The organism is Neobacillus cucumis (genome assembly GCF_002860255.1).
Taxonomy (GTDB): Bacteria; Bacillota; Bacilli; order Bacillales; family Cytobacillaceae; genus Neobacillus; species Neobacillus cucumis_A.
On sequence record NZ_PGVE01000017.1, the window covers coordinates 93,834 to 115,507 of the forward strand.

Consider the following 21,674-nt stretch of genomic DNA (forward strand, 5'->3'; position numbering starts at 1 on the left):
ACTTTATACCTCAGTAGTTAAATATCGATCTTTTGCAAATCCTTTCATTCTGCGAACCGTAATTAACAATACACTGGTTAGAATAATTACAATGGAAATCACCTGAGCAATTCTTAAATGGCTTGTAAGCATTAAACTGTCAGTTCTCATACCCTCGATAAAGAACCTGCCAATGGAATACCAGATAAGATAAGTAAAAAACATCTCGCCACGGCGAAGATTAACTTTTCTTAAAGAAATTAGGAGAATAACACCCACAAAACTCCAAAGGGATTCATATAAAAAAGTAGGGTGGTAATATTCCCCATTTATATACATCTGGTTGATAATAAAAGTTGGAAGGTGCAATTGTTCGAGAAAAGCTCTTGAAACAGGTCCTCCATGAGCTTCCTGATTCATGAAATTCCCCCATCTACCTATTGCCTGACCAAGTAATATGCTCGGAGCTGTTATATCAGCTAACTTCCAAAAGGATATTTTTCTTTTATAAGTAAAAATTATGGCAGTTATAATAGCCCCAAGAAGGCCTCCATGTATAGCTATACCCCCATGCCAAATTGCCGGGATTTCAGAGATATGATTTTTATAATACCCCCATTCAAATAGTACATAATATATTCTTGCAGAAATAATGGCTATTGGTAATGCAAACATGATTAAATCCACAAGGTGATCCGGCAATAAACCTCTTTTTTTACATTCTTTTGTGGCTAAATACAACCCTACTAATGCACCTAAACCTATGATTAATCCGTACCAATGTACGTTTATTGGTCCTAAATGAAAAGCAATGGGATTTAAAGGACTAAATTTAGTTTGCACAATAAAAAAATCCTCCTTAAATTTTTTAAAATTTTTGTTCAATTTTATTATAACATCCATAAAAAGCTTTAACAGAATATGAAGAAAAGTTAATATTTCTTTACAAAAATGTGATCGAAGTAACGGATATGGGTGTGCCTGGAGGCAAGGAACGTGAATATGGCAATGGGAAAAGTATTATAACCTCTAAAAATGAGATTGATTGCTGGTGTTATCATTCATTTTATTTACAAAAACTTTACATTAAAAAATTTGATTTCAATAGTTTATTGTTCTAATATATAAGCGAATAGTTATATATCAATCTTATAATGATAACAATAGAACGATATGCATAAATTTCATTATTACAACAAAAAATTAAAAAACTCATAATTTGATGGTTTTAAAATAAGCAAATAACTATTTACTTATGAATATAAAGAGGAGGTGTATGCCATGTTGAAATCCACAGTTGAATTAGAGCGTGCCGCTAATGTTTTAAAATTATTAGGTGATAAAACCCGCTTGGCTATTATAGCAATTTTAATACACCGTGAATGTTGTGTTTGTGAATTTCAAGAAGTTTTTGACATGAGTCAGCCATCCATAAGCCAGCATCTTCGAAAATTAAAAGATGCAGGGTTGGTTAAGGAAGAACGAAGAGGACAATGGATTTACTATTCACTAAATCAACAAAGTGAGCTTTACGGCCTTATTGAAGATATTTTGGAACATGTACCAGACCAAATAGAGAAAATCAAAATAATTGAAAAAAGTAACCCTACACTTCGATGCGGTTGTTAGCTTTATGATAAATAGGGAGTGAGAAAGATGAATACTAGTACTACAGAAAAGAAACGATTATCGTTCCTAGACCGATACCTTACGCTTTGGATTTTTATTGCTATGGCGATTGGTATTGGATTGGGTTTTGTTTTTCCTGGCTTTGTCAAAGGAATGAACAGATTACAAGTTGGAACCACCTCGATTCCACTGGCCATTGGCTTAATATTAATGATGTATCCACCGCTGGCCAAAGTTCGATATGAGGAAATTGGGCGAGTCTTTAAAGATGTAAAAGTCCTAGTCTTATCTCTTGTACAAAACTGGATTATTGGACCAATTCTAATGTTTTTATTAGCAATTATTTTTCTTCCTGATAAGCCAGAATATATGGTTGGTCTAATTATGATTGGCTTAGCTCGTTGTATTGCAATGGTTATTGTATGGAATGACCTTGCAAAAGGGGATACGGAATATGCTGCAGGTTTAGTGGCATTCAATTCTATTTTCCAAATGCTATTCTTCTCCGTTTATGCGTATGTGTTTGTAACCATCATTCCTGAATGGATAGGTATCCAAGGGGTGGTGGTAAACATTACGATGATGGAAGTTGCTAAATCTGTTTTCATCTATCTTGGAATACCTTTTATAGCTGGAATGATTACACGTTTTATATTTGTAAAAGCAAAGGGGAGACAGTGGTATGAGAAAGTGTTCATACCCAAGATAAGCCCTATTACGTTAATTGCTCTTCTTTTTACGATTGTTATCATGTTCTCTTTAAAAGGAGATACAATTGTAAGCTTACCATTAGATGTAGTTCGAGTAGCAATTCCTTTGTTAATTTACTTTGTTTTAATGTTCTTTGTTTCTTTCTTTCTTGGAAAGAAGATTGGAGCGAATTATTCTGTAACCACAACCCTTGCTTTTACTGCTGGAAGTAATAACTTTGAATTAGCGATTGCTGTGGCTGTTGGTGTATTTGGCATACATTCTGGAGCAGCATTTGCAGCTGTAATTGGACCACTTGTTGAAGTACCTGTCATGATTGCGTTAGTAAACGTAGCATTATGGTTTAAACGAAAATACTTTAAAGAACATGCAGCTTGAATCTAATAATAAAGGTGGAACTCAACATGAAAAACAAAAAGAAAATTTACTTTTTATGCACAGGAAACTCATGCCGTAGCCAAATGGCAGAAGGTTGGGCCAAAAGGCATCTAAGCGATGAATGGGAAGTGAAAAGTGCTGGGCTTGAGGCTCATGGATTAAACCCTAATGCTGTAAAAGCCATGAAAGAAGCGGGCATCGATATCTCAAACCAAACTTCTGATGTAATTGATCCTGAAATATTAAATAATGCTGAATTGGTTGTTACGTTATGCGGACATGCGGCAGAACACTGCCCAGTAACTCCTCCACATGTAAAACGAGTTCACTGGGGATTTGATGACCCAGCAAAAGCTCAAGGAACTGAAGAGGAAAAATGGGCATTCTTCCAACGTGTTCGTGACGAAATCGGCGACCGTATTAAACTTTTTGCTGAAACTGGTGAGTAAGAATAATTATTTTTAGCCAAGAGTATCAAAACTCTTGGCCTTAACTTTTTATGGAAACAGTTGAAATATTTGACCCAGCATTATGTTGTGAAACGGGAGTTTACGGTTACCATCGGATTAAGAAAGAAGTGGATTAACAAAGTAACTACTGAATTGGCAGAAAAAAATGCAATTGTTCCTCTTATGAGTGAAGAGAATAAAGGATATGAACATTTATAACATTTTCTGAATGTTAAGTGACATGAAAGGTGGAAAAAAAACATGGCTGATAAGAACTATAACGAATTAATTAAAGATCGTATTTATTTTGGCGGGGCAGATGATGTTCCGAACGTGATGGAAAATGAAAAAGCCGATGTTATATTTGATTTACGTGCAGAGTCACATGAGAACAAGTCCGGGTATGATCGGATACATAGCCCAATCGTTGATGATGCAGAGCATCAAGACGAATCAATAAGAAAATCAATCGAACATGTAGTAAATGCTTATAACGAAGGGAAAAAAGTTTATTTCCATTGCGGCGGGGGAAGTACTCGTGCAGGCACAGTTGCTGTTGGAACCTTATTGTCATTAGGTAAGGCAAAGACCATTGAAGAAGCGGAGGAAAAGGCTAAGGCCGCTCGTCCTAAGGTAAATGTAAAACCTCAAATGAAAGCTGCATTACAACGTATTTATCCGAATACTTAAAGCTACAATATTCACTTAATAAGCTTTTTTATTTCCAGAGTGATTAAAACCAAGTAAGATAAATTAGTAAATTCTTTGAAAGGTGATGGACAAATTGAATATCACAGATCAAGCTCGTGATGTTTTGAAACAATTGTTCCTACAACACAATGCTAAAAACATTCGTGTATATTTTGCAGGCTATGGCTGAGGAGGGCCAAATATGGGACTGGCTCTGGATGAGCCAGAAAATAATGATAGAGTATTAATAATTAATGAAATAAAAGTGGCTATCGATCCTGATATTGAACCTTATACTGAGGATCTTACCCTTGAATTTAATCAAGAGGCCAATGGGCTCGTATTATTAGGAAATGACAGTGACTGTTGTTAAAAAGCAATTCTGAAGGGAAGCTAATTAGTAACTTCCCTTTTTTGATACTTATCAAAGGCCAAATGAAATCAGTTAAATTTGAGCCTGGCTACAGGACGAGTACTTAACAACAGCACACGCAATCGCAATTTGTTTTTACGATAGTTAATTGTTGTTTCGGTTTAAATTTCTTAACTAGCTTTTGAAATAATGAGTCTCTTTGATAATCTGCCACTTTCCAGGCATTTTGTGCTTTTCTTTCAACCTCCTCTTGGCGTAATTTCATTATTTGATATACTTCATAATCATTAAACATGTGATTTCCTCCTAATAATCAAATAATATTGATATATTAATCAAAAAAAATTGATTTAAAGCTTAAAAAAATTAGCAGCAAGTTGGTTTAAAGATACAGCAAAGTTCATGGGACAATAAATGATTCAGTTCATCTTGATTCAGTTCATAATAACTCCAGGTGCCCTTTGTTTCTTTTTTAATAATGTTTGCATCTAATAAAATCTTTAAATGATAAGATAATTTCGATTGTGCCATATCCATCATTGGTACCAGATCGCACACACACATAGAACCATTCTGAGTTAAAATATTCATGATTTGAAGTCTTTTTTTATCAGCAATAGCTTTAAATTTTAGTTCATATTTTTCAAACATTTTATCTAAGGATATATCATGTAATTGAATTTCTTTTTCCATTTTTTATCACCTACTTCATTAATCAAATAAACTTGATACACTCATAATATATCCAATATTTTCATGTGTCAATTGACTAAATCAAAAAAAGTTGATTCAAATTTATATTTTTATTATATTTCTGTAGTGCTAAAATGACACAAATATAAAATCAAATTTTTTTGATAAAGGGGTTGTAATTAGAAAATATTGCAAATATACTGTCATTATAAATCAAAAAAAGTTGATTTACGAAATATAAATCAACTTTTTTGATTTATAAAATACTCATGAGGGAGTTGTTAATAATGAAAATGCATGTTGGAGTGAATGTTACTGATCTAGAGAAATCAATTCAATTTTACAAAAAGGTTTTTAATTCGGATCCAGTAAAGGTAAAACCAGACTATGCTAAATTTTTACTTGATGACCCAGCCCTTAATTTCACTTTAAACTTAAAAGATAAGGTATCTGGAAATCAGGTAGGACATTTCGGCTTTCAAGTTGAAAATCAGGAAGAGGTTCTGCTACATAAAGACCGTTTAGAAAAATTAGGATCCTTTGCAAGGGAGGAGATGGATGTTACCTGTTGCTATGCCACTCAAGATAAATTTTGGGTAACCGATCCAGACGGGAACGAGTGGGAGTTCTTTTATACAAAAGGTGATGTAGAGAATATGAAAACTGAATCATCATGTTGCACAACTCAACCAATAAAAGTAGAAATCAAAGCCTCTTCATCTTGTTGCTCTTAAGATCGGAGAGCATTAAGCTCTCCTCCTTTTTTTTATTCCGCATTTGATTCTTTAAGCAAGTGAGCACGCAGCTAAATCTTGGCCCAAAAATTATGAAACTTTAACTTTTATCTCACCAGTAAGTGGAAGAGAAAAGGTTTGTATAGACCTCCTCAATTACTCCTGTTCTTTACTCTATACGAGAAATTTTTAAATAAACACTTCTATATTTTATTAATTATCTATATAATTGACTTTAATCAAAAGTTTAATTTAATTCAACTCTGTTGAATCTCTTCTAGATTCTTATAAAAATAAACTGGGTGGAATGATAAATATGAGTAAACAAAGAAAATACTCACTTGAGCAGATTAAAAGTCAAGGATCAGATGGATTTTTTGAAATACTAACAAAACGTATCTCATTATCAGACTTAAATTCTCTATTACTAGATATTTTTCGCATCAGAACTACTGCCAGTACACCTAGTAACCTACTAAAAAAGTATTCTGAAAACAGATTTGTTCAACCAGCTGGGATTAGTCCGATCGAGTTGAAACACTTGGAACTTGAGCTGCTTCAATTGGCTGAAAGTCTTTGTTTTACTCCTATTCTTTTATCGCCGGTAGCCCAATTAGGATCTTGCTCTATAATAGCACCAGTTAATCAAAATAAAGTGATTTCGGCTTTAAGGGGGACAGAGGTAGTCGCAGATTCAACCAATTCACTGGCACTTTATATTTGTGACCATTTGAAAAAAGGAGAATTTAATAACAAGAATGATTTTGTTAGGTTTTGTAACTCTCAAAGGATTGTACGAGCACAAAGTTTTTCTAAAGCAGGTTTGCTGCCACATTTTCATATATTTTCTTTGGTTACTTCTGGCATAGATAAAGGATCTTATTCGTTTGAGAAGAAAGCGCTTACTGAACATTTCGAGATGTATCATCGGATTTTTCGTACAATCATGAATCCCAAGATTACTTTTCGGTTTATTCAAACAGAAGGATATAAAGACGGTAACGGACTTATTAATAGAATTACTGAATATATCCAAGAAATAGCACCACATATTAACCTGGACAATAATATTGAAGTTGTTGAAAATTCATACTATCAAGGATTGCAGTTTAAAGTCATCATTGAAGAAAATGGAGAAGAGATTTTTATTGGTGATGGAGGATTTGTAAATTGGTCCCAAAAATTATTAGGAATTAAAAAAGAAAGAATGTTGATTAGTGCAATTGGCTTAGACCGACTTCTTGTTCTTAAAAATAAACATTAAGTAATTTTTCCTTAAATTGAAAGGTGGTAGGTCAACATTTTTCCTTCATTAAGTCCAATTGAATGGATGATTTCAATCATTGTAGGCTGTTTAATAGGAGTAGCTAAAACCGCCATTGCAACTTTGGGGATTTTTAATGTTACTCTATTTGTACAAGTTTTTCCTGCAAAGGAATCAGTAGGCATGATGCTGCCTATGTTAATTATTGGTGATTTATTTGCTGTGATCTATTATCGCCGTAGTGTAGTTTGGAAACATTTATTTTCGCTCATACCATGGGTTCTTGGAGGACTAATAATAGGATTTTTTGTTTTGTGGAAAGTCAATAGTGCACAGTTAACCCTTTTACTAGGAATATTAATTTTGGTTTTAATGGTCCTACAGATTTGTAAGGATTTTATTCATTCAAAGATTAATGATCATTTTATTAATTCAAAATGGTTCACCTATTTGATGGGAATATTGGCAGGTTTTGCAACTATGATAGGGAATGTATCGGGCGTGATTATGTCGATTTATTTAATTTCTAAAGGTCTTCCAAAAAAAGAGTTTATTGGTACAGGCGCTTGGTTCTATTTATTTGTAAATATTATAAAAGTTCCCTTTTACATTGGATTAGGTATGATTACTGTACATTCCTTTCTTTTCAATCTATGGATCATTCCTTTCATTTTTCTTGGTTCTTATATTGGGATAAAAATAGTAAAATTTATTCCGCAAAACTTTTTTCAGCGGATTATATTAATCCTAGGTGCGGTAGGAGCCATTAAATTAATCTTGCAAAATTTTTTCTCCTTTTAATATTTTTATATAAAAAAAGCTTTTGACTTAGTTTTTTAGTTGAAATAAACTAAACATAGTTGAATAAAATTAAATCTGGGTGTGATTGTGAATGAATTTGGGACAAAAAATTCGAAAACTGCGTAAAGAACAAAATCGTAATTTGTCTGATATTGCAGATGCTTGTGGATTTTCGAAAAGTTTGCTATCTAAAATAGAAAATGGTAAGACGGTTCCTCCAATAGCAACCCTTGTAAAAATTGCGGAAACATTAGGTACGAAAGTCTCAGCATTATTGGATGATCATGATGAGTCGGGCACTATTTTTACAACAAAAGAAACAAGCATGGATCATTTAGTTAAAACGGAAAAGGGTTATTCTTTTTTTGCCTTTGCTGTTGAACGACAAGATAAATTAATGCAGCCATATTTGTTTGTCGCTAAAAAGGGAGAAACAACTAAAACGCCATTATCTCATACAGGTGAAGAATATATTTATGTTCTAGATGGTGTAATGAAATATATAGTTGGTAATAATCAATTTACACTTAGCACAGGGGACAGTATTTATTTTGATTCGCTTGAAGAACATAGACTGGAACCGATTACGGATGAAGTCAGGTACCTAGCCATATTTACCCAATCAAAAATGAATGAATGACTTATGTCGAAAACAACTATTTTAGAATAGTTGTTTTTTTCTTTAACGATTCTAAAACTCCTTTATATATTCGATAAAATCCTCAAAGTTCTTCAATTTTACTCATTTTTCACAACTAAATCATTTAGAAGTATAGATTTTTTACTGTTTAATATTATCTTTTTAAAAAATTGAAGGAAGGATAATATTAAAAATAAGTGAATTTTTTAAAGAGTCAAAAGTTTTAAAAAATATTGAAAAATCGTATTGACTAGGAAACTTAGTTGAATTAAACTAAAATTAGTTGAACGAAGTTCAATAGCTTCTAATAGGAATAAGGGGTGAGCTTGTATGGGTAAATGTTTTAATGTAGGTCTTATTGGTGCTGGTGGAGTAACAGAATTGCACTTAGAAGGGTACAAAGGTAACACTGATCGTGTGAAAGTAACAGCAATATGTGACTCAAATCCTGCTATTTTAAAAGAGAGAGCTGATAAATATGGAATACCAAACAGGTTTACTAGCTTAGAAGATTTTATTGAATTTAGTAATGTAGATGTAGCTGTTGTCTGTACCCCAACTTCAGTCAGAAAAGATGTACTATTTCCGTTAATAGAAGCAGGATTTCCAATTTTCGTTGAAAAACCTTTTTCAGATTCTATTCAAGAAGCAATTGAAATAACAGAAAAAGCAAAGGAGCATAATGTTCCTATTTCTGTTAACCAAAACTTTAGACGTCACTATCCATTTGAAGTAATAAAAGAAATTGTTGATCAGGGGACAGTTGGAAACGTTACTCAAATCATCTTTAACGAAATATTTTTCAGGCAAGACCAAGGATGGCGGTTAAATTGTGAACGACATGCGATGTCTGTTATGGGGATCCACTGGTTTGACGGTTTTAGATTAGTACTGGGATCTAATCCTGAATCAGTTGCTTGCCTTACGCGATCTTCATCCGCAATTAATTGTAAAGGTGAAACGGATTCAACTGTTCAAGTCGCTTTTGAAAATGGTGCAATCGTTACTTATGTTCAAAGTTTTTCCAGTACATACAGGAAAAATGAAATGACTGTCATTGGTGAAACAGGTACTTTAGTTGCGAATCATACTTCTGTAAAACTATACAGAAATGGTGAAAGAGAGCCGGTTCAGACTTGGGAGAATCATGTTTCAAGAGAAGAGGCTACGTTTGGAGGTATAAATCAGTTATTAACTTCTATTGAAACAGGGAAAGAAGCTGCAAATAGTTCTATCGATAATTTGAAAACGGTTGCATTGTTGGACGCTGCCTATAGAGCAGCAAATGAAAAAAGAATCGTCACATTTAAGCAAGGGGTCTTAGTATGACGAAAAAATTGGCCTTTTCAAGACCAACAGAAACCTTTGGGGAACAAGCCTCTCTGTTTAAAAACTATCGTTCCATCGGTTACGATGGTCTCCAACTGAAATATGGGCAGTATGCATCGTATATAGATGAGCCAGAAAGATTTTTAGTAGAATGGGATTCATCCCCTGGACTTGCTTCTGGATTAATTACTGCTGGAATTCTTGATGAAAAGAATATAGAACAGCTGCGAAGGGTCTATAAATTTGCAGAAAAAGTTGGAACAGATCTGATCATCTTTTGTCATTTAATTTCAAGAGATCAGGTTGGAGTGGAGGACATACGTAAGTTCGCAGATGTGTTCTCCGAACTGGGAAAGGAAGCAGAACAATTTGGTGTGAAGCTATCCCTTCACCACCACTATAATAACCCAGTTATGTATAGAGAAGATTTTGATGTATTTTTTGAAAAAATTAAAGATCAAACAGTTGGGTTAACCGTTGATACGGCTCATCTTGTAAAATCAGGTATTACGAATATACCAGAAGTCATTCAAAGTTTTGGAGGAGTAATTGATAACTTTCACCTAAAGGATTTTGCTGAAGGTGATTGGAGAGTCCTTGGAAAAGGGGATATCGATTTTTCGCCAGTTTTTAAAGCAATTGATGATATAAAGTATAGTGGATGGATATCTGCTGATGAGGAAAGTGGAAGCGGTGTCATAGATGGAATGAAAGATTGTTATTCCTTTATAAAACAGGGCTTATTAGTTAAAACAACCGATTAGTAAATTTGTTAAATAGCTGTTATCACCTTTAAAATGGAACCGTTTTAATAGAGATAGCAGCTATGATTTTATCCTGGAACCAATCTGCAAGGATGATAGAAAGGTTGTGTTTCGAATTGGAAACCGTATCTACAGTTACCTCTTCTGCAAAAGTAATCGAAAAGAAGAAGAAAAGATCAAAGCTTTATGCAGATTTAAAACGTGATAAATTTCTGTACTTGTTAATGCTTCCTGGTATTTTGTTTTTTATCATTTTTAAATTTATTCCCATGTGGGGGATTATTATTTCATTTCAAGAGTATTCCCCATACCAAGGAATCTTAAATAGTGAATGGGTGGGTTTGACCCATTTTGAAAGATTTTTTACTAACCCGGATTTCCTTATCCTTTTTCGTAATACGATGATGATTAGCTTGTTAAATCTAGTCTTCTTTTTCCCATTACCAATACTCCTAGCAATACTGCTAAATGAAGTACGCTCAAAAGTCTTTAAACGATCTATTCAATCAATTGTTTATTTGCCTCATTTCCTATCCTGGGTTATTATTGCGGGAATTTCATTCTTATTACTAGCTGAATCCACTGGAATCATTAATCTATTACTAGAGAAATTGGGAGTGAAAAGCTTTGACTTCCTGACAAATGAAAGTACATTTTGGTATTTGTTAGTAGGTCAAAATATGTGGAAAGAAACGGGCTGGGGGACAATAATTTTCCTTGCGGCAGTTGCAGGAGTTAATCCCCAATTATATGAAGCAGCCAAAATAGATGGTGCCAGCAAACTCAGACAAATTTGGCACATTACCTTACCAGGAATTAAGAATGTGATCATTGTACTGTTTATATTGCGACTAGGCAGTATTATGGATGTCGGATTTGAACAGGTATTTTTGATGGCCAATGGTGCTGTATCTAATGTGGCCGATGTATTTGAAACCTATGTTTATCGAAATGGGATTCAAAGCGGGCAGTTTAGCTATACCACAGCTGTTGGGTTGTTTAAATCGATTATTGGATTAGTACTTGTAGTAATTGCTAACTGGTTTGCGAAGCGTTTCGGAGAAGAAGGAATCTATTAAGAAAGAGGGGGCAGAAATGAGAGAAAGTTCTGGGGATCGGATATTTAATATTATTAATATTACTGTTTTAACCTTGATAGGGCTTGTTACTTTGTTCCCTCTTTATTATGTTTTTGTTGTTTCATTTGCAACACCCCAAGAGTTTGTTGAAAAAAATGGGTTTATCTTGTTTCCGACTGAATGGACACTTGCTGCTTATAAATACTTATTAAACACCTCTGCTTTTATTAAATCAATTGGTGTTAGCACTTTTTTAGCGACAGTTGGAACCGCACTCAGTCTTGTTGTAACAGCCGGAATGGCATTCGGTCTTTCTCGTAAACGTTTACGAGGAAGAAAGATGATGTTGATGTTAATTCTATTTACGATTTTATTTCATCCAGGAATTATACCACAATACGTTTTAGTAAGAGATTTAGGTTTAATTAATAGTATCTGGTCATTAATTCTTCCTGTCCTGACCAGCGGTTGGTACATTATTCTTATGAAAAGCTTTTTCGACAGCATTCCGATCGAGTTAGAAGAAGCAGCTAAAATGGACGGTTGTAACGATTTGGGGGTCTTTTTCCGGATTGTACTGCCATTATCGCTGCCAGCAATGGTTGCATTTGGATTATTTTATGCAGTTGCCTACTGGAATACTTTCTTTAACGCCATTCTTTATATCAACGATTTTGATAAAGTACCTTTGCAGGTTGTATTACGAAATATGTTGATTGATTCAGATACTTCTACAGGGGGTGCTGCGGCGGTTGAAATGGTCTCAGATCAGCAAATTCCTACTCAAACAATAAAAATGGCAGCCGTTGTCCTTTCCACACTGCCAATTCTATTAGTCTATCCATTTTTACAGAAACATTTTTCAAAGGGTGTAATGTTAGGTTCTATTAAAGAGTAGTCCAATTTATGTAATGAGGGGGCAGTATTTGATGAGTAGGGATACAAGGCTTACAAAAAGAAAATGGTTAACCTCGATGTTGGTTACGGGGGTCTTATTTAGCTCAGTGTTAGCCGGATGCTCAAATACAAAAGAAAGTTCTGTTGACGAAAAAGGACCGGTTAAAATTTCAATTATGTCTGACTTTACCATTGCACAACCACCTTCAAAGGATAATCCTGTGCTAAAAGAATTAGAAAAGAAAACGAATACAGACTTAGATATTACTTGGGTGGCAGGTCCTGATTATCTGGACAGGTTAAATGTTGTCTTAAGCTCAGGCGACCTTCCCGATCTGATAAAAATTGATGATGTCGTAAATCCAGTTTTTCAAAAGCTGGTAAAACAAGGTGCCTTTTGGGATTTAACGCCTTATCTGAAGAATCAGAAGAACTTAAAAAATTACCCCGAGGTCATTTGGAAAAATACATCTATTGATGGGAAAAACTTTGTCGTACCAGTTGCCAGACCTTTGGATGGTTTTGTTACCCCATCTATCAGGAAAGATTGGCTCGATAAACTAGGGCTTCAGGTCCCTAAAACTACTGATGAATTATATGAAGTCATGAAGGCCTTTAAGGAGAAGAAGCCGGGCGGCCAGAATACCACATATGGGTACACCATGCGGGCGGATTATTGGCTTGAGTCTGTATTTACGGGTGCAAGAGGTAAATGGAAAGAAGAAAATGGGAAACTTGTTGATGTAACGTTGGGCTCTGATATTCGAGATGCTTTATTGTTTAAAAATAAATTATATAAGGAAGGCTTAATTCCGCCAGATTATGCGGTAATGCAGGAATCGCAATTCTGGGATCTTGCCACTGGTAACAGGGCTGGTATTACGGCAGAAACCATAGAAGCAACCTGGCGTTGGACCTACGACCAATGGAAAAAGGATAATTCTGTGAACTGGCAGCCCCTTGTAGCCCTTAGCGCACCGGGAAAAGAACCATATGCAGAGCAGTATAGAGGCTATATTGGCTGTATTGCCATCCCGAAATCTGTACCTGAAGCGAAGATGAAAAAGATTTTATCACTTATCGATTACGGTGCATCCGATGAAGGTGGTACTCTCACTCTTTATGGCATAAAGGGTGTACATTATAACGAAGAAGATGGATTTAAGGTAACTACGGAACAGGCAGTAAAAGATAGTGTAGGTGTTGGGGCATTCGGAAAAATGTTTATGAAATTTGACCCATATATGTATGCCTATGCACCGGGAATGCCGAAGGAAATATTTGAACGTAATAAAAAGATTATTGATGAAAAAGAACCGATCAGTGTCCCTGATCCATCTATCGGATTGGTATCCCAAACACAATTAACGATGGGTGCTGATTATGATAAGAAAATCAATGATTTAAAAATTAAGGTTATTATGGGGAAAGAGCCAATTGAGGCATGGGATAAACTTGTTGCACAGCTTAAGAAAGACGCCACATACCAAAAAATTATTAAAGAAATGAATGAAGCATACAAGAAACGTGAAGCTTCCTTAAAATAGTTAACTACAATCAAAAGGGCATGATTCATTTAGAAAAACGAGAGGATTATAATACTAGTTTTTGAAATATGGTCATGCCCAATTATTAAAATTAAAGGGAGATGAGGATAATGGCGACAATTACTGATTTAAAAGACAAAAAACATGTATTGGATATGGAATGGGGAAAAATCCAATGGTTATGCGGCCAGGAGATCGATTCAGATTGTGAGATGACTTTTGGGATGGTTTTTATTAATGCTGGTGAGTCAAACCCGAGACATATTCATCCTAATTGTGAAGAGTATATCTTTGTTCTTTCAGGTGAATGTGACCATACATTAGGGGATGAGGTATTCCATCTTTCACCCGGCATGATGTTAAGAATACCAAGGGGAGTATCGCATAATGCAGTGGTAACCAGTTGGGAGCCCTGCCGTATGATCATTGCTTACTCTGCACCTGATCGGCAAACCATTGGAGAATAATACTTAGAACAGATTATTCGCTTTGAGATGTTTATACTGCACAAATTCATTTTATTAAAAGGGGTGTAGTAATTTTGACACAGAAAGTGGTTCTAGTGGGTTCATTGGACACAAAGGGGATTGAATTCAAGTATATAAAGGATGCTCTAGAAAAGTTAGGTATCGAGACCCTGGTTGTTGATGTGGGTGTCCTTAATAAACCTGCTTTTAATCCGGATATACCAAGTTCGGAAGTTGCCCAGTTTGCGGGAACAACTTTAGAAATTCTTAGAGAAGAAAAAGATAGAGGGAAAGCCGTAACTGCAATGGCTGAAGGAGCTGCTAAAGCTGTAGAAAAATTATTGGCACAAGGGATTGTTGGCGGGATTTTTGGAATGGGAGGTACAGCAGGAACTACTGTTGGGGCATCAGCCATGAAAGTTGTTCCTATTGGAATCCCTAAATTACTTCTTTCCACAGTTGCCTCTGGTAATACTAGGCCATACGTGGGTGTGAAGGACGTAACCATGATGTATTCAGTTATTGACATTGCAGGAGTTAATAAATTATCACGTCGTATCCTGAGTAACGCTGCCTATGCAATAGGTGGAATGGTTAAGGGAATTTCAACTGAGCTTGAACAAGAAGAAGAAAAAACAACCATTGGGATGACCATGTTTGGGGTAACAACACCATGTGTTACAAGAGTTCGGGAAATCCTCGAAGAGAAAGGGTACGATATATTAGTATTTCATGCAACTGGAACAGGTGGTCTCGCTATGGAAGAGTTAGTCGATGCAGGTTTTATTAAGGCCGTTGCTGATATTACAACTACTGAATTAGCGGACGAATTGGTAGGTGGCATTTTTACTGCCGGCCCTTCAAGATTGGAAGCGGCAGGTAGATCAGGAGTACCACAGGTTGTATCTGTAGGAGCTTTAGACATGGTGAATTTCGGACCACCTGATACCGTTCCGGAAAAATTTAAAAATCGTAAGTTTTATCAACACAACCCAACAACAACATTAATGAGGACAACAATAGAAGAGAACCGTCAATTAGGGGAAACAATCGCGAAAAAGTTGAATCAAGCCAAGTCACCGACTGTTGTTATTTTCCCAAAAGGAGGAGTTTCGCTCATTGATCAGGCCTCTCAAGCGTTTGATGGGGTAGAGGAGAGGGAAGCCCTTTATAAGGCTCTAAAAGAAAATTTGAGAAGCGATATTCCATTTATTGAGAGTGAAAAGAATATAAATGATCCTTCTGTTTCCGTACTTATTTCAGAGCAATTATTAAGTATTTTAAGAGAGGAGATTTCTATTTCATGATGATTACTAGAGAAGAAATCCTACAAAGACTGCACACAAATATTAAGGAAAATATAGCTGTCGTTGGTGCCGGAGCAGGGACAGGTTTATCAGCAAAATGTGCTGAAATGGGTGGAGTAGATTTAATCATTATCTATAATTCTGGCAGATACCGCATGTCAGGCAGAGGTTCATTAGCAGGATTGATGCCTTATGGGGATGCCAATCAAATTGTGGTAGACATGGGAAGAGAAGTTCTTCCGATCGTAGAAAATACACCAGTGCTAGCTGGGGTATGTGGAACAGATCCTTTTAGAGTAATGGATGTTTTTTTGGAAGATTTAAAACGGATGGGCTTTTCTGGGGTGCAGAATTTTCCTACGGTTGGCCTATGTGATGGAGTTTTTAGACAAAATCTTGAAGAAACTGGCATGGGTTATGATCTGGAAGTGGAGATGATTAGGAAAGCTCATAAACTCGGATTACTAACGACACCATATGTTTTTAATGAAGAAGATGCCATGAAAATGGCGGAAGCTGGAGCAGATGTACTTGTAGCACATGTTGGGCTGACAACCAAGGGAAGTATTGGTGCAAAGACAGCTTTAACGCTTGACCAATCAGTGGATCTTGTTCAGAGAATTCATGATGCAGCCAAATCGGTAAATCCCGAAATCATTGTATTATGTCACGGCGGACCTATCTCCGAACCAGAAGATGCCGCGTATGTTTTAAGTAAAACCAATGGTGTTGCAGGCTTTTTTGGAGCTTCTAGCATGGAGCGGCTGCCGACGGAAATTGCTATTACTGAGCAGGTTAAAAAGTTTAAGAATATTTACTAGTTGTATACTTCGATGACCTTCTTAAAATAGTTACTTTTCCACCTAAAATTATTCACTACACTGGCTTTTTCACCTATATTGTTTAATAATAAAGTCTGCCTAGAATTATTGGGCAGACTTTTTTAGAACAATCTTACAAAATATTGATAAGTAACTTGAAAGGATTTCCCAATGAATACATCATTAGAAATGCTAATCCATTTATTTGAACGTGCTGCTTTGCTTTTGATTTGTCTATTCTTTATGATCCGAATCCCAAGATTTAAAGAATCCCTTCAAAAAGACCGCCATTCAATGACAGAGCGGCTTGTTATTACTCTTATGTTTTGTTTATTTGCTATTTTTGGTACCTATTCGGGGATCAACGTCGAAGGTTCCCTGGTGAATATTAGGATCATCGCAGTTGTTTCGGGTGGTATTTTGTTCGGTCCTTGGGTGGGAATCATTTCTGGAGTCGTCTCGGGTGTGCATCGCTATTTAATTGATATTGGTGGAATCACATCGGTCCCATGCTTAATCACAAGTATTATTGCGGGGATTGTCTCTGGTTATATTAACCGAAAAGTAAAGAGATCTTTACGTTGGATTTATGGAATAGCCGCAGGTATGTTTTGTGAAATATTGACGATGCTGTTGATTCTTGCCATGGCAGAACCATTTTCACTTGGATTGGATATCGTTTCGAAAATTGCCTTTCCTATGATAGCGGGAGCAGTTAACATTGGTCTGATTGTATTACTGGTTATGAGTGTGGAGGGTGAAAAAGAAACGATCGCTGCAAGACAGGCCAAGCTGTCATTAGATATTGCGAATAAGACTTTGCCTTATTTTCGCTCTATCAATTCCGATTCATTAAGAAAGATTTGCAGTATTATAAAGGATGATATCAAGGCCGATGCAGTTGCCATTACAGATATCCACAATGTCCTGGCCTATGTTGGCTTTGGGGAAGAGCATTATCGGATTGGTCAAGAAATAATAAGTGATTTGACAAAAGAAGCGATTCGAAACGGGAAGTTCATCATTCGGAATCAAATTGCCGATCACCATACGCCCCAAATTCACTCTCTGTTGATTGTTCCTTTTGAGGAACATGGAGAAGTGACAGGAACATTAAAAATCTACTATCGAAAAGCCTATAAGATGACTTATTCGCTTCAGACGATGGCCATCGGACTTTCGCAGATTATTTCCACTCTTATGGAAGTTTCCCGCATTGAACAAATAAAGGAAGCAGCCAATAAGGCAGAGTTGAAGGCATTGCAAACAAAGATTAATCCTCACTTTTTGTTTAATGCCCTTAATGCGATTGCCTCCACTACCCGCAGGAATCCCGACAAGGCCCGTGAGTTGATTATCAACCTCTCCGGATATATGCGCTACAATCTAGAGGTCAGTGATGAATTGATTGACATACATAAAGAATTGAATCAGGTCCACGATTATGTAGAAATTGAGAAAGCCCGTTTTGGGAGCCGTTTGACAATAGTATATGATATTGATGAAGTGGATCTTAAAATTCCAAGCTTGCTCATCCAGCCTTTAGTGGAGAATGCCATCATTCACGGCATCTTAAAGAGAAAAGGACCAGGAATTGTGTCCATTTCAATTAAGGATTTGGGAAAAAAAATAAGAGTAAGTGTCAAGGATACGGGTGCTGGCATTAGTGAAGAGGTCATCGACCAATTGAAGCATGATACTGTACCAGCAAACAAAATCGGCTTGTATAATGTACATCAGCGTGTCAAACTCATCTTTGGACATGGGCTCGTCATTCGCCGTCTGTCACCAGGAACAGAAGTTTTTTTTGAAATGGTAAAGGAGAAACTATGAAAGCAATCATTGTGGAAGATGAAATTCCAGCTCGTGAAGAATTGGAATATTTAATTGAAAACTATAGTAATATTGAAGTCACTCATTTCTTTGATGATGGCTTAGATGTATTGAAATTTCTGCAGGAACAAGAAACAGACGTGATTTTTTTGGATATTAATATCCCATCACTTGATGGGATGCTGCTGGCTAGTACCATAAGCAAATTTACCAAAAGACCTTATATTGTCTTTACCACTGCCTATAAGGAACATGCCGCGCAGGCATTTGAACTAGAAGCCTTTGATTACGTCCTCAAGCCATATGATGAAAAGAGAATTGCGGCGATGTTAAGCAGGCTTGAAGCTGCCTATACACGGGATCATACCACTGATACCATGATCCTTGATAGAAAAACGAATGCTCCTGCACATGAAACGGAAGCCCACGCAAAGGCGCCAAATCGAATTAATTTAAAAAAGAATGATAAAATTATTGTGACGGATGTGAATGACATTTATTATGCGGAAGCAAGTGAAAAGGTAACATTGGTTTACTCAAGGAATGAGGAATATACCATGCCGATGAGTATATCTGAATTTCATGCTCTTTTACCGGAAGACATCTTCTTTCGTTGTCACCGTTCGTATACAGTTAACTTAACAAAAATTCGTGAAATTGTACCTTGGTTTAACCAAACCTATCAATTGCGTTTGAAAGATCTTTTAATAGAAATTCCGGTAAGCAGAAGCAAGGTGAAAGCGTTTCGACAAATTATGAAGCTATAACCTCCATTCATTCCGATTATTAAGCATTTCATTCCGAAAACGGTTTCTCTCTTTTTTTCAGTGGTATTATGATCATGTAAACGATAACAAAAAGATTATTAATGGTAAACATGATTATTTTTATAGGAAGAAAAGAGGAGATTGTGATGAAAACAAGCACAGATCGTCGTTGGTTAATTGTAATAGGAACCATTATCGTACAAATGGGACTAGGTACTATCTATACTTGGAGTCTTTTCAACCAGCCCTTGGTAGACCACTTTGGCTGGCAGTTAAATTCAGTTGCTTTGACTTTTTCGATTACTAGCTTAGCCTTAGCTTTATCCACACTGTTTGCAGGGAAGCTGCAGGATAAATGGGGAATTCGCCGTTTACTTACTTGTGCAGGTATTGTTCTCGGTGCTGGATTAATAATAAGTTCCCAAGTTTCATCATTATGGATGCTTTATATCTTAGCAGGGGTCATTGTTGGTGCAGCTGATGGTACGGCTTATATCACCTCATTATCAAATTTAATTAAATGGTTTCCGGAAAGAAAAGGTCTTATTTCTGGAATTTCTGTTGGAGCGTATGGTACGGGTAGTTTAATATTCAAGTTCATTAATGGGTCCTTCATCCAATCAGCCGGGGTTACCCAGGCATTCCTTTTTTGGGGATTAATCGTCATGATCATGGTCGTGGGTGGTTCATTTCTAGTTCGGGAAGCCAAAATTTCTCAAGAGCAAAAAATTCAAAATGGCAGAATTCAAAAAAATTATACGGTTAAAGAAATGTTAAAAACGAAGGAAGCTTATCTCTTATTTGTGATTTTCTTTACAAGCTGCATGAGTGGATTATTCTTAATTGGCATTGTGAAGGACATTGGTGTTAAAATGGCTGGGCTTGATATTGCAACCGCAAGTAATGCAGTGGCATTAGTTGCCATCTTTAATACAAGCGGCCGGATTATTCTTGGAGCTTTATCGGATAAAGTAGGCCGTTTACGAGTAGTATCAGGTGCATTACTTGTTACAGCAGCGGCTGTATCTGTATTAAGTTTTGTCCATCTGAATTATGGACTGTTCTTTGCTAGTGTAGCTGCAATTGCGTTTTGTTTTGGCGGTAATATTACAGTATTTCCAGCCATTGTCGCCGATTTCTTCGGATTGAAAAATCAAAGTAAAAACTATGGAATCATTTATCAAGGCTTCGGTATTGGCGCCATCTCAGGATCATTTATTGCTTCCTCTTTAGGCGGATTTATTCCAACCTTTAAGTTAATTGCGGTTTTGAGCATTGTTTCTGTCATCATTGCCATGACGATCAAGTCACCTGGCAATGGCAATCCTAAAGCGAAGGATAAAAGTAATACTGGTAAAATTGGCAGCTTCTCACCAGATACACGAGCAAGTTAATATCGAATTAGAAATGAAGGAATTTGGAAAAAGGCAGGAACATACTGCCTTTTTTTGTTGTATGTAAGAATATTTAATGATGCCGCTTAATATTTTGAATTCTAGCAACGATATTTTGGGAAGTAAACTGTATTGTTGCTATATATGAAACTTTAATAAAAAAATTAATTCTTAGCCAAGCAAATGAGGAAGCAATGAACCGTTTGTTTATTCTTTTTGGTATGTATTAATCAATTGCTTAATAAAGGCATCCATCGTATTGTCTATGAATAAATCTTTTTTATAAACGATCCCTATCATTTTTCGAAAATCACGATCCATAATCTGTACCTGTCTAATTTTATGATCGTGAATGGTAGAAAGATAGGATTTTGGTAAAATAGTGGCTAAATCATGATTCTTCTTTACAAGTTGAAGCAGTCCCTCAACGGTTGAAAACTCAATTCTAGGTTGGATAGTGAAGCCAGCCTTTTGACCTTCTTCCTCAAAAAAGTGACGCATGGTAAATTGATGGGGCAGTAATGTCAGCGGATAGGTTTGCAAGTCTTTTAGTTTAATAGACTCGATCTCAGCAAGGTCGTGAAGATGGGATATGACTAAATAAAACTCCTCTTCAAAAAGTGGGATTGTTTCAAGCCGATTGTCTTCCTCCATTAAAAAGGTTACTCCCATGTCTAATTGATTTTGTAAAATCCTATCAAAGGTCTCTTTCGTTCTCAAATCAATGATGGATAGCTCGATTCCAGGATATTTTTCATGAAAGGATAAAACTGGAGATGTGAGTAAATGTCCTCCCGAGCATCCAATCGCCAATTTTCCGCGTAAAATCCCCCTCACGTCCTTAATTTTTGTAGTTGCCTGTTCTATTTCAAAAAAAATCCGTTCGCAATGTTCCAATAGAATGTTCCCTGCATAGGTTAAACGTACTTTTTTCCCGGCCCGGCTGAACAGGGGGGTACCCAGCTGGGCTTCCAACAGCCGTATTTGCTGACTCAGTGTGGGCTGACTGATTCCTAGTTTTTCTGCAGCTTTTGTAAAATGTAATTCCTCAGATACGGTAACAAAATATTCTAATAGACGAAACTCCACTAGCTTCACATCCTTTTTTGATAGTTTATAACTATGATA

The 21,674-nt window shown here is 36.1% G+C and carries 25 protein-coding genes; 21 read left to right on the forward strand and 4 right to left on the reverse strand.

Annotated elements, in window-relative coordinates; genetic code table 11:
- Positions 1–3 precede the first annotated feature (3 nt).
- On the reverse strand, positions 4–822 hold the full coding sequence (lgt, locus tag CVD27_RS03080) for a prolipoprotein diacylglyceryl transferase (RefSeq protein ID WP_257984259.1): 819 nt from the start codon (positions 820–822) through the stop codon (positions 4–6).
- 438 nt (positions 823–1,260) lie between these two features.
- Between lgt and CVD27_RS03085 the strand changes: the two genes are divergently transcribed.
- The 6 genes from CVD27_RS03085 to CVD27_RS27865 all read left to right on the forward strand — a co-directional run bounded on the left by CVD27_RS03085 (position 1,261) and on the right by CVD27_RS27865 (position 4,209).
- Positions 1,261–1,608, forward strand: coding sequence for an ArsR/SmtB family transcription factor (locus CVD27_RS03085; RefSeq protein WP_101646427.1), 348 nt, complete (start codon positions 1,261–1,263; stop codon positions 1,606–1,608).
- 27 nt (positions 1,609–1,635) lie between these two features.
- Positions 1,636–2,697, forward strand: coding sequence for an ACR3 family arsenite efflux transporter (arsB, locus tag CVD27_RS03090; protein ID WP_101646428.1), 1,062 nt, complete (start codon positions 1,636–1,638; stop codon positions 2,695–2,697).
- Positions 2,698–2,723: 26 nt separating this feature from the next.
- Complete coding sequence (arsC, locus tag CVD27_RS03095) at positions 2,724–3,146, forward strand: arsenate reductase (thioredoxin) (RefSeq protein ID WP_101646429.1); 423 nt, start codon at positions 2,724–2,726, stop codon at positions 3,144–3,146.
- Positions 3,147–3,215: 69 nt separating this feature from the next.
- Positions 3,216–3,365, forward strand: a complete 150-nt coding sequence (locus CVD27_RS28610; protein WP_257984246.1) for a hypothetical protein — start codon at positions 3,216–3,218, stop codon at positions 3,363–3,365.
- A 42-nt stretch (positions 3,366–3,407) separates the two neighbouring features.
- The gene (locus CVD27_RS03105) at positions 3,408–3,836 is read left to right on the forward strand and encodes a protein-tyrosine phosphatase family protein (RefSeq protein WP_101646431.1); all 429 of its coding nucleotides are present in this window, start codon (positions 3,408–3,410) and stop codon (positions 3,834–3,836) included.
- Between the two features lie 202 nt (positions 3,837–4,038).
- Complete coding sequence (locus CVD27_RS27865) at positions 4,039–4,209, forward strand: hypothetical protein (protein WP_180960127.1); 171 nt, start codon at positions 4,039–4,041, stop codon at positions 4,207–4,209.
- Between the two features lie 103 nt (positions 4,210–4,312).
- On the opposite strand, the gene CVD27_RS03110 is transcribed toward CVD27_RS27865, so the two are convergent.
- Positions 4,313–4,504 (reverse strand): hypothetical protein, encoded by a 192-nt coding sequence (locus CVD27_RS03110; protein WP_101646432.1) that lies wholly within the window; start codon positions 4,502–4,504, stop codon positions 4,313–4,315.
- Between the two features lie 71 nt (positions 4,505–4,575).
- Positions 4,576–4,902 (reverse strand): ArsR/SmtB family transcription factor, encoded by a 327-nt coding sequence (locus tag CVD27_RS03115; protein WP_101646433.1) that lies wholly within the window; start codon positions 4,900–4,902, stop codon positions 4,576–4,578.
- 284 nt (positions 4,903–5,186) lie between these two features.
- Here CVD27_RS03115 and CVD27_RS03120 point away from each other — a divergent pair, with 284 nt between their 5' ends.
- The 15 genes from CVD27_RS03120 (at position 5,187) to CVD27_RS03190 (ending at position 20,546) form a co-directional block, all read left to right on the forward strand.
- A complete protein-coding gene (locus tag CVD27_RS03120) occupies positions 5,187–5,636 on the forward strand; it encodes an ArsI/CadI family heavy metal resistance metalloenzyme (protein ID WP_101646644.1) in 450 nt (149 codons plus the stop codon).
- A 316-nt stretch (positions 5,637–5,952) separates the two neighbouring features.
- Entirely contained in the window at positions 5,953–6,900 is a 948-nt protein-coding gene (locus CVD27_RS03125; protein WP_101646434.1) for a hypothetical protein, read from the forward strand.
- Positions 6,901–6,966: 66 nt separating this feature from the next.
- Positions 6,967–7,701 carry a sulfite exporter TauE/SafE family protein gene (locus tag CVD27_RS03130; protein WP_101646435.1) on the forward strand — a complete coding sequence of 245 codons (735 nt, stop codon included), beginning with the start codon at positions 6,967–6,969 and terminating at the stop codon, positions 7,699–7,701.
- 91 nt (positions 7,702–7,792) lie between these two features.
- Positions 7,793–8,341, forward strand: coding sequence for a helix-turn-helix domain-containing protein (locus tag CVD27_RS03135; RefSeq protein WP_101646436.1), 549 nt, complete (start codon positions 7,793–7,795; stop codon positions 8,339–8,341).
- 330 nt (positions 8,342–8,671) lie between these two features.
- A complete protein-coding gene (locus tag CVD27_RS03140; protein ID WP_101646437.1) occupies positions 8,672–9,670 on the forward strand; it encodes a Gfo/Idh/MocA family protein in 999 nt (332 codons plus the stop codon).
- A complete protein-coding gene (locus tag CVD27_RS03145) occupies positions 9,667–10,434 on the forward strand; it encodes a sugar phosphate isomerase/epimerase family protein (RefSeq protein ID WP_101646438.1) in 768 nt (255 codons plus the stop codon). The genes CVD27_RS03140 and CVD27_RS03145 overlap by 4 nt, the downstream gene beginning before the upstream one ends.
- Before the next feature lie 116 nt (positions 10,435–10,550).
- The gene (locus CVD27_RS03150; protein WP_308301728.1) at positions 10,551–11,513 is read left to right on the forward strand and encodes an ABC transporter permease; all 963 of its coding nucleotides are present in this window, start codon (positions 10,551–10,553) and stop codon (positions 11,511–11,513) included.
- A 16-nt stretch (positions 11,514–11,529) separates the two neighbouring features.
- Entirely contained in the window at positions 11,530–12,411 is an 882-nt protein-coding gene (locus CVD27_RS03155) for a carbohydrate ABC transporter permease (protein WP_101646439.1), read from the forward strand.
- A gap of 31 nt (positions 12,412–12,442) precedes the next feature.
- On the forward strand, positions 12,443–13,957 hold the full coding sequence (locus CVD27_RS03160) for an extracellular solute-binding protein (protein ID WP_257984247.1): 1,515 nt from the start codon (positions 12,443–12,445) through the stop codon (positions 13,955–13,957).
- A 110-nt stretch (positions 13,958–14,067) separates the two neighbouring features.
- Positions 14,068–14,424 carry a cupin domain-containing protein gene (locus tag CVD27_RS03165; protein WP_101646440.1) on the forward strand — a complete coding sequence of 119 codons (357 nt, stop codon included), beginning with the start codon at positions 14,068–14,070 and terminating at the stop codon, positions 14,422–14,424.
- 74 nt (positions 14,425–14,498) lie between these two features.
- Positions 14,499–15,731, forward strand: coding sequence for a Tm-1-like ATP-binding domain-containing protein (locus CVD27_RS03170; RefSeq protein WP_101646441.1), 1,233 nt, complete (start codon positions 14,499–14,501; stop codon positions 15,729–15,731).
- Positions 15,731–16,552 (forward strand): phosphoenolpyruvate hydrolase family protein, encoded by an 822-nt coding sequence (locus CVD27_RS03175; RefSeq protein ID WP_219621281.1) that lies wholly within the window; start codon positions 15,731–15,733, stop codon positions 16,550–16,552. Before CVD27_RS03170 ends, CVD27_RS03175 begins: the two co-directional genes overlap by 1 nt.
- A 171-nt stretch (positions 16,553–16,723) precedes the next feature.
- Positions 16,724–18,385: a sensor histidine kinase gene (locus tag CVD27_RS03180; protein ID WP_180960128.1), complete on the forward strand. Its 1,662-nt coding sequence runs from the start codon at positions 16,724–16,726 to the stop codon at positions 18,383–18,385.
- Positions 18,382–19,152 (forward strand): LytR/AlgR family response regulator transcription factor, encoded by a 771-nt coding sequence (locus CVD27_RS03185; protein WP_101646443.1) that lies wholly within the window; start codon positions 18,382–18,384, stop codon positions 19,150–19,152. Before CVD27_RS03180 ends, CVD27_RS03185 begins: the two co-directional genes overlap by 4 nt.
- Positions 19,153–19,298: 146 nt before the next feature.
- Complete coding sequence (locus CVD27_RS03190; RefSeq protein WP_101646444.1) at positions 19,299–20,546, forward strand: L-lactate MFS transporter; 1,248 nt, start codon at positions 19,299–19,301, stop codon at positions 20,544–20,546.
- 207 nt (positions 20,547–20,753) lie between these two features.
- Here the strand turns inward: CVD27_RS03190 and CVD27_RS03195 are convergent, their stop codons facing one another.
- On the reverse strand, positions 20,754–21,635 hold the full coding sequence (locus CVD27_RS03195; RefSeq protein WP_101646445.1) for a LysR family transcriptional regulator: 882 nt from the start codon (positions 21,633–21,635) through the stop codon (positions 20,754–20,756).
- Positions 21,636–21,674 lie beyond the last annotated feature (39 nt).